Below are 12,120 nucleotides of genomic sequence, written 5' to 3'. Positions count from 1 at the left end.
CGAGCCCGAGGGCATCACCGGCGTTCATGGGGCCATAGCTCAGCTGGTAGAGCACCTGCATGGCATGCAGGGGGTCAGGAGTTCGAGTCTCCTTGGCTCCATTTCTAAGAGAACCCAGTCAGGCACTGGCATTTGAGCGGTCTACGGTGGCCGCTTTTTTAGTGCAAAACGGCTAAATGTCATTTCTTGTGCGCCAAAGTGTGCGCCAAATGGCCGTAAGTGGTCGAGTTGCGCCAAAAAACTGGAGCACATTGTCCAGTACTGGGGAGTCGCCCTTTTATTCGTTATTTCATGATGGCGCTAAATATCAAATAAGGACCACCGAAGCGGTCCCTATTAGCGGCACTGAGCAGCCAGTCCACCGTAAAACTGGCTGTTTTCAGTTTACTCAAAAGAGCTAAGCTATGTACACCGATAAATACCGCTATTCAGTGCCTAACGTCAGCTCCCTATTCAGGCTGACCTGATCATCAATCGTCTTCGTCTTGAAGCCAGTATTGAACGTCAGCGTGCAGTCTTTGAAATTGATGACGACGCACCACATGTGCCTTCCTACGACCCACTAGCAAATCCCCAAAGCCGCCGCCTAGCAACCCATGTCAGCTGAATACTTTTCTATCGATGACCAGATCAAGGCGTCGTACCAATCTGCATCACAAGTCGAAACTCAAGCTCGTCAGCTTGAAGCCAGAATCGCCAAGATCGATGGCACCAAGAATCTCCTCCCAGCACGTCGTTACGGTCAACCGGTCGACATGGCAAAAATCAGGTCAAACCTGACACTTACATCGCTTATTGCACAAGATTGTGCAGAGTTAGCTCACTTCTGCGGTATCGACCCTGGTATTCGGCACCGTATCGACGAGGAGAAGGAAGCCAGAGCCATGGCAGCGCAGGCCCTGCAGATGCGCACAGAGCGCCTCCGCGAAAGTAACGAGAGAGCTGCCAAGGTCCGCGAGCAGCAGCTCATCAGTGGCATCAACCCAATGACCGGGAGGTACTTCTGATGCTTTCTCGCCCTCACCCTTGTCTTGGTTGGTTGCACATCAGCCCAGCTGACACCAGACGTGTCATGGATCGTCTGCTCGCTGAGCGTGATGCAGCTCTAGAAGTCGACCCAACCTTCTCCGGTATGCCGCAGTCGTTTATCGACTGGACCTGGCACACATGGTTGCCGTCTCACCTGCATCGCTACGAGAAGCAGGTCGAAGCGCACATGCTGTATTTAGACAGCAAGATCGGCACTCTCAACTCAGAGCTTGAGAAACGTGTTGGCGGTGTTCTTGATGACCGTGACGCTGCTGCTGATCTACGCGATCGCTTGCAGCGTGAGCTTGATGCTCGGGAGATGGCCTCATGACCAACATCCTTGATCACGTCGCTCAGACCCCTCTCCTCGAAGGTATTCAGGAATGGCCTCGGAGCTGTAGCCGGGAGGAATGGTTCCGCATCACCAGAACCATCGTTGCTGGTGTCATCGCTGATATGGCTAAGGACCTAAACGACACAGAGCTGTCCTTGGTCGAGGAGCACTTCATCGCTGCGGGGTTGCCATGAGGGGCGCCGGGGGTAAATCCATTGCACTGCAGTTGATCTCGGCGATTTATACCCCTAAAGCCGCCCGGCAAGGGGCCCCGGGGTAAATCCATTGCAGCGCAGTCGGTCTCAGCGATTTATGCCCTTAAACCCCCCGGCCATGACCTGCCTCTACGACAACTGAATCAGTCTTTAAAGAGAAACGCTCTCTAGCAATTTCCATTCGTCTTATGTTTGTTTCTATTTCAATTTCACGCGCCAATTGGAGTAGTTGCGCTTTACAAATCGCTTTGTCGCCAGCAGTTGGATGGGTCATGAGACATGACAGAAAATTAATAGCTGAAAAGCTAAAAACAATGCCTGCGGATCTTTCAGAAGCGTCATTAACGTACACATGACTATGAAGCTATGTAACGACAGTCATCACCAGACAAACGCCTCAAGCCACACCAACGTCACTAGTGATGCTCCTCCAATCGCTATTGACAACCACTGGTCACGAAAAACGCGTGCCATCTCAGCGATGCAGATGACCCAATAAATCGTTGCTGAACATCATGGCAAGGTCCGCTCAGGCAAGAAGCTGGATCAGCCAGCTATCGCCACGGGAATACCTCAGCCTAACAATGACTTATTCGCGCGCCTAATCGTGACAGCGCCCTGCTTTCGATGAGTACTAGCCCGGGGGGTTGGAAGCCCCGGGCTTTTTTGCTTAAATATTTAAAACTTGCTGGTAGTACAATGCCATTTATTGATCGAATCAAAAGCCCTGGGGAAATTTACGTACTCCTTATTACTTTTATTTTTACTGAGCAATTTGATAGAAACTTAGACCTTGAGGCTGTCGAAGAAGGTGCGGTTAAGAATTTTCTTGAGATATCTCATTCGTTTTTGGATGCACTCACTAATCATGTTCAGCCAATAGGAGCTGGATTTTTTACGTATACATTTATTCTGATAGTACTGAGACTATCGGGCAAAAAAGCGCGAAGATCGATTGACCTACTGGCTATCTTCCTTTCAGCCTGCTGGATCGTTGAACTTGTTATAATGAATCTGCTTCTTGTGGCTCCTATCAAAAGCCCAGTGCTTTTAATTATTGAGCTTTTGCTTTTTATTCCCATAATCTTGATTTGTTTTACGTGGTGGTATTGGCGAATGAACCATGGACGATCTGAAAGAAATCTGTCACCGGCAATTGCAGGAATGGACGGGCTAGGGGCTCTTGAATATTTTTTCTTCGCAGCAGAGGCTTGCTTCGACTACTCTGGGGATTCATGCAAAACTTCTACTTCAAAAATAGTACGACTTTTAAATGGATTCGTAGTGCTTGACGTATTTGGATTGACTCTTTCAAGGGCAGTAGATCTAGCAATAGGGTGATTAAAATGTTCTGAATTGACCATCATTCTCCGGTCATTCGAAGGCGCTTTGATCCTCTAGACAGTGGTTGTCAAAACATTGGAGAATAAATTGAATACTTCCGTCTTTCAGAAGAGCAAATAGGTAAGGCTCGCAAACTCATGACTTCTTTGGCTGACTTCTGATGGCACGCACCACCGCGAAAGAATGCTTTGCCCGTAGGGGACATGTGTTGGAGTCGCTTGCTATTGGGATGTCAAAGTTAGTTTTAGGTCTGCTTGTTTTTACTCCGCAACCACTCACCGCCTCTGAAGTCATCAGGGTGGTTGATGGAGACAGTCTTATCGTAAGGCTAAATGGTATCCCGCAACAAATAAGGCTGGCATGCGTTAATGCCCCAGAAATTGGACAATATCCATACGGAAGACTAGCTATGAATGCATTTCGCGGATTGATACCTGCAGACTCAGCCATTACAATCTATCCCATCAAAAAAGATCGATATGGCCGCACAGTTGCACATGTCTCTACTCCAGGGGGAGTTGATGTAGCTGGAGAACTAGTGCGTAAAGGGCTTGTGTTTGTGTACACAAGATATCTTTCAGATTGTGATGGTCCAAATCTTCTTCTCCTGGAAAGTCAAGCGAGAGATCTCAAACAAGGTATCTGGTCAGAAGGTAAGCAAGGCATTACGAGGCCTTGGATTTATAGGAGGGGGACCAATGCAAGGCTTCGTTGTAGCGAAATCTCTTCGTGGGATAAAGCGCAATTACTTCTTCAAGAGGGTCACGTCTATCTAGATAGCGATAATGATGGTGAAGCCTGTGAAGGACTTCGTTGATTACTTTTATTGAGCTATGGCAAGGACTACCGCTAAAGAACGCTTAGCCCGTAGGGAACATGCGTTGGCGTTGCTTGCTGATGGAAACAGCTTCAGAACAGTTGCGGCGCTTGTGTCGGGAAAGTACGGGGTATCTGAGAGGACTGCCCAACGGGACTTGACTTGGGCGAGAAACAGACTGGTAGGGGAACTGAGTTCGACGGAAGTCAAAGAGCTGCTGGCATGGTTCTGCCATAGAACTCAGACCATCGTTCAGAAAGCCGAGAAGGCAGGTGCATACGGTGCCGCTGTTGCTGGCATGAACCTGATTTACCAAGCGGTGCTGTCACGCGAGCTGGACAGTATTCACAGCAATCGGCATCGGGGATACGGCAACCGACACGGGAATTACAAGGGCTGACATCTGGCGCACTAATTGGCGCACATTGGTGGGAAAGAATGTGTAGAAGTCCAGCTGTGGTAGCTGGTTTGAATTGAGTGACCAACTGCATTGGTTGCAGTAGGTCATTCAGTATCACGAGGAGTAAGAAGTGTGTGAAAGATCCTTAGAAGTCCAGTTCCGAACTGGCTTCTGACCCGGTTTTAGGGGGTGTAGAAGCTGTGGGGAAGTCGGACTTTTTCACTTCTCCACCCAAAACGCTGAAGTAGGCGTATTTCCGCCTGCCACCAGTGCTGGGCATTGCCACACGATCAACGCCACAACGTTGTTCGTAGAGTTTGGACAACACGTTTTCGGCGTAACGGCTGCCGTTCCAACCGAAGAAGTCGCTGACGCAAGCACCAGACCATTTCTGGCTGCCATCGCGATGCAACAAGGCTGCCACCTGGTCGCGTTTGGTCTTCAGTTCATCAAGGCTGACCACACGATCACCAAAGCCTTTGAAGCTCAAGCGGTGGTCTTCCTCATTGCCGTTGAAGACGTAGGTGGTGCCCAGATCAACGGTGTTGGAACGAGCCTTCAGCACCCGCAATTTGAAATGCGGTTTGCCGTCTTCATCGCACCGCCAGTAGCCCCAGCAATCGGCTGTAGCGGCGTAGATGAAGGCGCTGCCGAAGATGGCTTCTTTGCTGACCTCTTTGCGGTTGCTGTCCTTTGTGAGGTGGTGAATCAGGAGGATCGCTACGCCCAATTCCGACGCCAACTTGTTGAGCCGGTAAAGCAGCAGCGCAAACTCAGCATCCTTTGGTGAGATGGTTCCGCCAGCAATGCTGATAAGCGAATCCATCACCACCAGCTTTGCTTAGGTGGCTGGATCTTGGCTTTTAACTCCGGAAGCATCATTGGAGTGAACGACCACATCATGTGCAGTCGTTTGCCGTCGGGGTTGAAACCCATACGTCGCCACTTCACCTCAGCATCACTGGGTGACTCGTCTTCTTGGACGAACACCACATCGCCAACCTGCGCTTGAAACTGACCAGCGAACTTGCCGCCAGTGGTTACGGCTTCGCTGAGTTCATAACCACCCATGCTTTTGCCTGAAGAGCCATCAGCTGCCCAAACAGTCAGGCAGCTGGAGCCAAGCAGGTCTTCCACAACAGGCGGTTCACGCCGCTCTGATGTCCACTTGCGGAGTTCATCAAAGTCTTCTGGCGGCTGCTCCCCTTTGAATTTGGACAGCAGTTCCACCAGGCGCATGAACTCATTGCGATTAAGGCCCAGTTCGTCCCGTAGCTGGATCAGAGCCACAGACCGCAACGCTGGGTCATCGATCTGATCAACGCGTTCCAACCCCGTGTCGAGGTTCTCCTTGAGCGTTGTTGCCCGTTCAATGAAGTCTTTGGTCTTCAGTTCTGGGTTGTCGTTTTCAGCGTCATCAACGACTTTGTTTAGTTCAGCGTTTTGCATGACGACTCCATCCGTATTGCTTGGCGTAGTGGAAAAGTGTTCCTGCACCGATCTGCTCACCACCAGACCGAGCTACCTGCTCAACATCCCAATCGCATTGAGCTGAGGGACTGTGCGCTTCCATCAGCTGAATGGCCAAGGTCTCGGCTGCACCGGCATCAGCAAGCGCAGCCTTCAACCCCCACAACACATCGCGGTACATGGCGTAGGTGCCAGCGCCACCAACGCGACGTGGGATGTAATCGAGCGCTTCAGCGATCTGTCGCACTGACGCTGAACCAGTCCGCAACTTCTTGCGGTTGGTTTTCGATGGCACCAGCAACGGTGGCAACACTGCATCCAGCTCTTCAGCTGAGTAACGCGGGCCGTCAGCGTTGATGATCTGTGATCGCCCCCGGGATTTACCTTCACGGTCGATGTAGTGGGCACCAGCCATCCGCATCATGCGGTTGTTGCCTTTGCAGCTTTTGTCGCAGCCAGGCGCTGCCAACTGCAGACGTTCCATCAACAGCGTCCATGGCCCCGGAGCCATAGGGGTATCCAGCACCAAATAGTTGTGGATCGACTTTCCACCCGTGTCGATCTGGAACGTGGGTTGCAACCCAACGGTTGATTGCCAAAGCTCAACCTGTTAAGACCGTGGTCTGTCGTCGTATTCCCAGAACAGTGAGGTGCACAGCGTGACCTCATCTTTCAAGGTGCCGCCGATGTTTGGCTGAAGGTACAGGCCGTAGCCCTGGTTGTTCAGATCTTGGAATCGCTCGAGGTCCATGGCGAAGTTGCCATTGATGGCGAAACCGCGTTTGCCCTTGTGCGGGATGGCTCTGATGTGAACGTCACGTTCATCCCTGCCAAGCAGGTCCAGATGCCAATGGGCTTGAGCTGCATCAATGGTGAGCCGTTTGCCAGTGCCATCCGTACCGTCAGTGACATCAGTGACATCAGTGCCTGCGTTGTAAACACTGTTCGGCGCACTCTTTGGCGCACATTGAGCCCAGTCGGGCAGATTTTCTTCAGGTACTGCAGTGGGTTTCAGTGCTGTGACGCACTGCTTTGTAGGCAGAGGGTCGCCTAAATTGACCACATCTTTGGCAGGGAGTGGCCCGCGACCCATTGGGTTGTGGGTCATTTTTCTGCTTGTTGGTCTGCTTGTTTTTTGAGTCGGATCCAGTCCTGCGTGTGCCGAAGCAGGGAGTCTTCGTACATCTCCCGCGCAGTAGGAGTCAGGTGCCATTGCAGCTTTGATCTGCAGTCGTCAGCCATTGCTGCTGCATGACGCATCTGCTCACGAACAGTGAGTTTCACCGGCACTTTTTTGCCGTTGTCATCGAAGGTGGCGCGCTTAATCACTGCACGGCCTCCAACATCTGATCGCCTTTGATGCGATTCATGCCGTGGTATCGCATCGCTTCCAGCACCAATGGCACGTGCCATCGAATTGATGACGTTGGTGTGATGCCAGGAATCCAGTGCTTGTCGATCACAAGGAAGCCACCGCTGATGTCGCGGTTTTCCTTCAGCCAGTAACTAGAAACGCCGCAGAGCCTTGCAGCCTCAGACGTTTTGAACCATTCGTGTTGCATCGGTCGGGAGCGGTGTCCCGAACGACCTCATGGCTTCTTTGAAGAAACGCGGAGCAGTTGCAATATCAGGGTCAGCAGCCAGTTCTGCCAGCTGCTCTGCAGTCGCGTTGCTGCAGATGCGGGACATCTGTTCCGCCAACTTCAGAACCACTTGCCGATCTTTGACGGCAAGGTTCTGAGGCATTCGGACAGGCCGACCTCTCCCTTTGCGATTGTCTGCGTTACGAGCCATTCCGTCGTATCGGGGTGATCTTGGCTCCGTCCCCGCAGACACATGTAGGTGTCGCAGTCGCTAGGAGGGGAACCCTGCCTTTGAAATGACAGGGGCGACCTCTGAGGTCCTCAGTTTATACTCGAAACTTGCGGGAACTTGCAACCATAATGCTAAATTTGAGGAACATCGAACATGGATCATGGCCTTAAGCGAATTTGAAATTGCGATAGGCGGTATTACTTCTATCCCAGTAGTGGGTGGGCTAATCTTTTTAGGATTTAAGTCGTTTGGCGAAAAGTCTTTAGATACAAGCAAGCTGAAACCCAAGAAAAAGCCAGTAGTTAAGAAAGAAACACCTGCAACTGAGGTTAAAAAAGAAAAACCCGCAACTGAGGTTAAAAAAGAACCACCTGCATCCGAAGAAAAAATATCTACAACAAAGATCGAAGATTCAGAAATAAGCAATAATCCCCCAGGCTCTACCAAAGAAGATGCATCTCCAAGTGAACAGCCAACCGTAGTTAGCGAAAAAGCTTCGACACCAGGCAAAAAGCCGCCTGAAGACAAATCAAAAGCGTCAGAACCAAATCAAAAGACTTGACGAGAAAAGTAGTTGGCAATCTTGTAAACGCAGTTCAAGCGACGACAGCGTTGTGCATGCCAACTGCTTCTTCAATGGCTGCTTCGTCAACCCAAGCGCCATAATGCCTGTGGTGCACTTGCATTGTATGCCCCATCAATGCGGCAGTAGTTCTTACCGGAATCTTGTTTTGGCCCACTGTTGCCCGCCAAGCAAATCCATGGCGCAAGCTGTACGGGGTGATGCGCGGGTCTGCTTTGAACATGGCTTGCCAATGCTTGCAGCGTGAAAGTTGCTGGGCAAATTCAGCACCAACGTCTTGAAAACGTCCTTTCTCCTCAACTAAATCAATCTGTTTTCGTAGTGCTTTCGGCAACTTCACCAGTCCACTAGCGAACTGTGCTATGGCCCGGGCACCTTCGTTGTTTCTGCCGTCAATCTCAAGTGGCATCACCAACCGTGGCGGCTTGTCTGCCTGCTGCATCGTTTGGATGTTGCGCTTGATGCTGCCGACCCTTGCCTTTTCGTCATCACCAACACGCAGGACTGCCAGCTCTGCAGGCCGCAACCCGAGATAGCCAACCAACGCCACTGCCAGCTTGAGGTCATGCCGGCCGTCAGCTTCCAGTGCATCCAACAATGCAGTGAACTGGTCTGCCTTGATTGGTGGTGTCAGTCGTTCCGTTGTTGATGTTGGGCTGGTGCCGATCAATTCATTGATGCGGTCTTTTGGTGGTGGCAGGAAACGGTCTGGTGCACCGCAACGATCAACAGCGAATTGGAGGAATGCCACGACGTCGTTCAGATTTCGTTTACGCCCCTGACCACCGGGTGCCATTTCCTTGAAGTAGGCGGCGGCGTATGCCTCCAACACGCTCATACCGTCGCGTGGTTTGGGCTTCTGGTTGATGACTGCAACAGCACGTTCAACCCGCAGCTTGAGGTCTCTGAGAGTGCTGCTGCGCCTGTCACCACGGCTCTTGAGGAAGTCGGCAGCAACTGCATCCCAACCTTTGTCAGCCACCGTCTTGGCGCTTTTGGCTGGCTCTGCCAATGCCTGAGTGTTCAACCTGGCAGCTTCTTTCAGGCTGACTTTGCGCGAATCCATCAGGTCGTGAATTGCAGCAACCGTGTTGAGGATCGATGTGGCGTTATCGGCTGTCCAAGTCAATGGCAGGTAAACGGCACTGCGTGAACGGTCTTCAAAAATCCGCGTCAGCTGTACCCGGCCACGGTGGTCTCTGACTGACCAACCTTTGCCGTGCTCACGCTTGAGCACCTGCCGCAAGTTGTCGGACCAGATGACTTTGGCCAAGAGATGCAGGTGGTCAGGGCTTGTGCGCCAAATTGTGCGCCAAAACGCTCCAAGAAGCAACAAGAACCCATAAGTCTTGTGCGCCGACCTTCGCCTGAATCCAGATGTGAACTGGGTTCTGGCCTAGTATTTCTGGCGATTTGACCGTTGTTATTTAGCGAGCAACGTACTGCATGGCATGCAGGGGGTCAGGAGTTCGAGTCTCCTTGGCTCCATTCTTCAAAACACTGTCCTAGACAGGTTTCTTGGCGGTTATCAGACCGCTTTTTTTGTGCCCTTCTGCTCCCCGTGTCCTACCTGGGTACTCCCGTGTCTGCCCATTTCTGCTCACAATTCTGCTCACCGGGAAAAATCTGCTCCCCATGGCTGAGCACAAGTGGTTTGAAGGAACTACGCCGCCAGATCAAACACCGTTGTGGCCCCGGTTGGGGCATCGATGAGCGCCATGGAGGCGTGCGTTAAACCCGCCGGATAGCTGCCGGTAAGCAACACAAGAATCCACGCCAAACGGTTCAGCTAGGGATCCCCTGGAACCCTGCTCACAGTGGCGACATCTTCTTGGTGGTTTGCCAGATCAGGGAGCGTATGGAGAAGGGGGAGGAGTCCCTCGCAAAGGCGTTTCAGCTGCTACAGAAGCAGCACGGTGCGACTCCCACGGTCAGCAAGTCGGTGGATGACGAAGACAGCGGCTGGCAGGCCGTCATCTATGACTTCATCGAGAGAAGGCGGCAGAACAGCCGCTCAACAACGATGAAGGACCTCACCCGTCACATGGAACGGGTGAAGCAAACCTTGGCGAAGAAGCCACGTCCCCAAAGTGGCGCTGACCTGATGCGCTCCTTCGCTCGGCAGCATTTCAAGAACTGCCCACCAGGAAAATCAGGGCGCATCACACAGATGAACAACGTTCGCGGCTTGCTGCGGCACGCGATCAAGGAATTTGGTTACGACAGCCGTTGGAAGCCTCTGGAAACAGATGACCTGCGGGAGTTGATCGGTACTGACGACAGACCCACTGAGGACAAGTTGACGCCACCTGTGATGCCCAACGATCTGGGCAATCTGCTCGACGCGCTTAGGGATGCCGACAGGACCAGCCTGATGTTGCTGGTGGGGATTATTGGCATCTACGGTCTGCGCCCCCTTGAAGTCAGTCAGCTGATTTGGGAGGACGGGCATTTGAAAGTCCGACCCGGTGGCAAGCGGAACAAAGCCACTAGAGGCAAGAAACAGAAGAACAGGTTGGTGTTGCCCTTCGACGTGCCAGGCAGAGAAGGTGAAGGAGAGCGTCTGGTGATGCTGTGGCGCACTGGCACGATTCGCTTCCCTCAGACCGTTTTGAACCGCATCAACGAGGCTGAGGAGAAAGGCTTCAAGCCTGTTGGTGATGAGATTCGGCAGCAGCTCCAACGCTTCAGGTTTTGGCAGGGCCTGGAAGCAACCCGCTCAGGGTTGACGCCATACAGCCTGGGGCACGGCTGTGCTTATCGGATGCACAAGTCATATGACCGCCCGTTGTCGATTCGGGATGCTGCTGCGCTGCTCGGGCACACTCCACAGGAGCATCACGCCAGTTATGGACAGTGGATTGATGAGGCTGGCTTGATTGAGGCTGTCGAACGGATTACTGGAGCAGGTAGGACAACTTTGGAGGGGGATACCTTGTCACCCCTTGACCTACACCCGGAAGCCGCCTAGAAGTTGTTTAGGAGCAATTTTGCTTCATCTCTTGTCCCAGTGCGAGTAGCAACATTACGTTGTTCCTTGCCTTAATTACTGGATTGAAGGTTCACTCTTTTCACTGCGCAAAAGGGATTTGACAGGGGTCCGCTAGTAACTTCCTTAAAAACCGCAAGAGATCAGCAGAGAACAAAATCGCTGATCTTCTTGTGCCTGAACATGAATGGCTGCCAACACCGGCAGCAACAACAGCCTTGGGCTACAGCGCCCGCACGCTGAAGCGTTATCGCGACCGTAACGGTGGCTTTCTGATCGCTGGTCAGGATTGGTGCTTCGGACCAACTGATGCCAGCTCAATCAGCTGGAACATCACCACCTGCCGTCAGAAATTCCACGAGCGCGGCAAGTTGATGATCGGCATCGACTCCGTGCGTAGAGAGCTTGCGGAGGTCAGATGAATTACGAACTCCAAGGTATTAGCGAGCGCCTTCATTACGCATTCCTCTGTATTGCGTGGCGACAGTCAACAGACCACTCCCGCCGTGTCCACATCTGGTCCAGGCGTGCCCACATCGCGCAGCAGCGCAACCATAAATTTGCCCAAGAAAAATGACCTCGAACCGAATCACGGCCCAAGGTCACACCCTGCCAAGGAGTGACTACAGGCTAAGTGACTCCCTGCAATGTGAACAGGTGGTCAATCACTGAGATCAACCACCAGCACTTCAGGAGTTTCCTTGGTTCGTGAGGAGGTGAGCAGAACTGGGAGCAGGTCACCCTGGTACTGCTCTAGAACTGACAAATATATTCAGCGTTGTAGTGGCTCTGATTCCCCGTTGGCGCTTCATGACTGATGGCTCTAAGGCCATCGTCAAACGAGCTGCCATCTCGGTTCTCGTCATTTTTCTCAGCCTAACGATCCTCAGGGCTTTGCTCAACTACATCATCCTTGCCGTGATCATCTATGCGGCTCTGCAGCTCTTCAACCGCAAATAGGTCGTGACCCACTTTCTCACTTTGGTAATCGCCTTTGGCGTTGGAGCTATTACAGCCTGCGTCCTGAACCACCGCAATCTGCTCCGACGGCCTATTAGGCGGTGAGCAGGCAATTCCGTAAAAGCTGGCAACGACGCCAAAGCTGCTCAGCGCCTTCGTTGAGC

General features: G+C 52.2%; 19 protein-coding genes and 1 tRNA gene. 11 read left to right on the top strand and 9 right to left on the bottom strand.

What is annotated here, in order from left to right; translation table 11 throughout:
- The first annotated feature begins 28 nt into the window (after window positions 1–28).
- The 4 genes from TX72_RS07960 (at window position 29) to TX72_RS07945 (ending at window position 1,557) form a co-directional block, all read left to right on the top strand.
- A tRNA-Ala gene (locus TX72_RS07960) sits at window positions 29–101 on the top strand.
- 495 nt (window positions 102–596) lie between these two features.
- Window positions 597–1,007: a hypothetical protein gene (locus TX72_RS07955; RefSeq protein WP_011128445.1), complete on the top strand. Its 411-nt coding sequence runs from the start codon at window positions 597–599 to the stop codon at window positions 1,005–1,007.
- A gap of 65 nt (window positions 1,008–1,072) precedes the next feature.
- On the top strand, window positions 1,073–1,360 hold the full coding sequence (locus TX72_RS07950; protein WP_225867687.1) for a hypothetical protein: 288 nt from the start codon (window positions 1,073–1,075) through the stop codon (window positions 1,358–1,360).
- Entirely contained in the window at window positions 1,357–1,557 is a 201-nt protein-coding gene (locus tag TX72_RS07945; RefSeq protein ID WP_042503682.1) for a hypothetical protein, read from the top strand. The genes TX72_RS07950 and TX72_RS07945 overlap by 4 nt, the downstream gene beginning before the upstream one ends.
- Window positions 1,558–1,681: 124 nt before the next feature.
- Here the strand turns inward: TX72_RS07945 and TX72_RS14215 are convergent, their stop codons facing one another.
- Window positions 1,682–1,852 (bottom strand): hypothetical protein, encoded by a 171-nt coding sequence (locus tag TX72_RS14215; protein WP_158305744.1) that lies wholly within the window; start codon window positions 1,850–1,852, stop codon window positions 1,682–1,684.
- 353 nt (window positions 1,853–2,205) lie between these two features.
- Between TX72_RS14215 and TX72_RS13260 the strand changes: the two genes are divergently transcribed.
- The 3 genes from TX72_RS13260 (at window position 2,206) to TX72_RS07940 (ending at window position 4,139) form a co-directional block, all read left to right on the top strand.
- Complete coding sequence (locus TX72_RS13260; RefSeq protein WP_011128443.1) at window positions 2,206–2,919, top strand: hypothetical protein; 714 nt, start codon at window positions 2,206–2,208, stop codon at window positions 2,917–2,919.
- Window positions 2,920–3,082: 163 nt separating this feature from the next.
- Entirely contained in the window at window positions 3,083–3,739 is a 657-nt protein-coding gene (locus TX72_RS13255) for a thermonuclease family protein (RefSeq protein ID WP_011128442.1), read from the top strand.
- A 64-nt stretch (window positions 3,740–3,803) separates the two neighbouring features.
- Complete coding sequence (locus TX72_RS07940; protein ID WP_225867686.1) at window positions 3,804–4,139, top strand: hypothetical protein; 336 nt, start codon at window positions 3,804–3,806, stop codon at window positions 4,137–4,139.
- A gap of 145 nt (window positions 4,140–4,284) precedes the next feature.
- Here TX72_RS07940 and TX72_RS07935 read toward each other — a convergent pair whose 3' ends face one another.
- From TX72_RS07935 to TX72_RS13960, 7 genes are read right to left on the bottom strand one after another with little or no spacing between them, the layout of a single operon-like run.
- On the bottom strand, window positions 4,285–4,965 hold the full coding sequence (locus tag TX72_RS07935) for a P-loop NTPase family protein (protein WP_011128440.1): 681 nt from the start codon (window positions 4,963–4,965) through the stop codon (window positions 4,285–4,287).
- Window positions 4,965–5,588, bottom strand: a complete 624-nt coding sequence (locus TX72_RS07930; protein WP_011128439.1) for an AAA family ATPase — start codon at window positions 5,586–5,588, stop codon at window positions 4,965–4,967. Before TX72_RS07930 ends, TX72_RS07935 begins: the two co-directional genes overlap by 1 nt.
- Window positions 5,575–6,189, bottom strand: coding sequence for a hypothetical protein (locus TX72_RS07925; protein ID WP_011128438.1), 615 nt, complete (start codon window positions 6,187–6,189; stop codon window positions 5,575–5,577). The genes TX72_RS07930 and TX72_RS07925 overlap by 14 nt, the downstream gene beginning before the upstream one ends.
- Before the next feature lie 30 nt (window positions 6,190–6,219).
- Window positions 6,220–6,702, bottom strand: coding sequence for a hypothetical protein (locus TX72_RS07920; RefSeq protein ID WP_148228802.1), 483 nt, complete (start codon window positions 6,700–6,702; stop codon window positions 6,220–6,222).
- 11 nt (window positions 6,703–6,713) lie between these two features.
- A complete protein-coding gene (locus tag TX72_RS07915) occupies window positions 6,714–6,938 on the bottom strand; it encodes a hypothetical protein (protein ID WP_042503675.1) in 225 nt (74 codons plus the stop codon).
- Window positions 6,935–7,171 carry a hypothetical protein gene (locus TX72_RS07910; protein ID WP_011128436.1) on the bottom strand — a complete coding sequence of 79 codons (237 nt, stop codon included), beginning with the start codon at window positions 7,169–7,171 and terminating at the stop codon, window positions 6,935–6,937. The genes TX72_RS07915 and TX72_RS07910 overlap by 4 nt, the downstream gene beginning before the upstream one ends.
- Window positions 7,143–7,355, bottom strand: coding sequence for a hypothetical protein (locus TX72_RS13960; RefSeq protein WP_148228801.1), 213 nt, complete (start codon window positions 7,353–7,355; stop codon window positions 7,143–7,145). The genes TX72_RS07910 and TX72_RS13960 overlap by 29 nt, the downstream gene beginning before the upstream one ends.
- A 229-nt stretch (window positions 7,356–7,584) precedes the next feature.
- Here TX72_RS13960 and TX72_RS13250 point away from each other — a divergent pair, with 229 nt between their 5' ends.
- Window positions 7,585–7,986, top strand: a complete 402-nt coding sequence (locus tag TX72_RS13250) for a hypothetical protein (protein WP_148228800.1) — start codon at window positions 7,585–7,587, stop codon at window positions 7,984–7,986.
- Window positions 7,987–8,020: 34 nt separating this feature from the next.
- Here TX72_RS13250 and TX72_RS07905 read toward each other — a convergent pair whose 3' ends face one another.
- Entirely contained in the window at window positions 8,021–9,280 is a 1,260-nt protein-coding gene (locus tag TX72_RS07905; protein WP_011128434.1) for a site-specific integrase, read from the bottom strand.
- A 585-nt stretch (window positions 9,281–9,865) separates the two neighbouring features.
- On the opposite strand from TX72_RS07905, the gene TX72_RS07900 reads away from it, so the two are divergent.
- From TX72_RS07900 to TX72_RS14485, 3 genes are all read left to right on the top strand, one after another.
- Entirely contained in the window at window positions 9,866–10,978 is a 1,113-nt protein-coding gene (locus TX72_RS07900; RefSeq protein WP_042503672.1) for a site-specific integrase, read from the top strand.
- Window positions 10,979–11,169: 191 nt separating this feature from the next.
- Window positions 11,170–11,418, top strand: coding sequence for a hypothetical protein (locus TX72_RS07895; RefSeq protein ID WP_011128432.1), 249 nt, complete (start codon window positions 11,170–11,172; stop codon window positions 11,416–11,418).
- 361 nt (window positions 11,419–11,779) lie between these two features.
- Window positions 11,780–11,956, top strand: coding sequence for a hypothetical protein (locus TX72_RS14485; RefSeq protein WP_173358502.1), 177 nt, complete (start codon window positions 11,780–11,782; stop codon window positions 11,954–11,956).
- Window positions 11,957–12,120 lie beyond the last annotated feature (164 nt).

Origin of the sequence: Parasynechococcus marenigrum WH 8102, assembly GCF_000195975.1 — a bacterium.
GTDB lineage: Bacteria > Cyanobacteriota > Cyanobacteriia > PCC-6307 > Cyanobiaceae > Parasynechococcus > Parasynechococcus marisnigri.
Note: the sequence above shows the minus strand (reverse complement) of the source record. Positions and strands in the feature narration are given on the sequence as shown.

Excerpts from the sequence above, each read along its gene's own strand:
- TX72_RS07950 (WP_225867687.1), top strand. The coding sequence starts at position 1,073 with ATGGATCGTCTGCTCGCTGAGCGTGATGCAGCTCTAGAAGTCGACCCA.
- TX72_RS07930 (WP_011128439.1), bottom strand. The coding sequence starts at position 5,588 with ATGCAAAACGCTGAACTAAACAAAGTCGTTGATGACGCTGAAAACGAC.
- TX72_RS13255 (WP_011128442.1), top strand. The coding sequence starts at position 3,083 with ATGGCACGCACCACCGCGAAAGAATGCTTTGCCCGTAGGGGACATGTG.
- TX72_RS13960 (WP_148228801.1), bottom strand. The coding sequence starts at position 7,355 with ATGCCTCAGAACCTTGCCGTCAAAGATCGGCAAGTGGTTCTGAAGTTG.
- TX72_RS13260 (WP_011128443.1), top strand. The coding sequence starts at position 2,206 with ATGAGTACTAGCCCGGGGGGTTGGAAGCCCCGGGCTTTTTTGCTTAAA.
- TX72_RS07920 (WP_148228802.1), bottom strand. The coding sequence starts at position 6,702 with ATGGGTCGCGGGCCACTCCCTGCCAAAGATGTGGTCAATTTAGGCGAC.
- TX72_RS07945 (WP_042503682.1), top strand. The coding sequence starts at position 1,357 with ATGACCAACATCCTTGATCACGTCGCTCAGACCCCTCTCCTCGAAGGT.
- TX72_RS13250 (WP_148228800.1), top strand. The coding sequence starts at position 7,585 with ATGGCCTTAAGCGAATTTGAAATTGCGATAGGCGGTATTACTTCTATC.
- TX72_RS14215 (WP_158305744.1), bottom strand. The coding sequence starts at position 1,852 with ATGACCCATCCAACTGCTGGCGACAAAGCGATTTGTAAAGCGCAACTA.
- TX72_RS07910 (WP_011128436.1), bottom strand. The coding sequence starts at position 7,171 with ATGCAACACGAATGGTTCAAAACGTCTGAGGCTGCAAGGCTCTGCGGC.
- TX72_RS07900 (WP_042503672.1), top strand. The coding sequence starts at position 9,866 with ATGGAGAAGGGGGAGGAGTCCCTCGCAAAGGCGTTTCAGCTGCTACAG.
- TX72_RS07955 (WP_011128445.1), top strand. The coding sequence starts at position 597 with ATGTCAGCTGAATACTTTTCTATCGATGACCAGATCAAGGCGTCGTAC.
- TX72_RS07935 (WP_011128440.1), bottom strand. The coding sequence starts at position 4,965 with ATGGATTCGCTTATCAGCATTGCTGGCGGAACCATCTCACCAAAGGAT.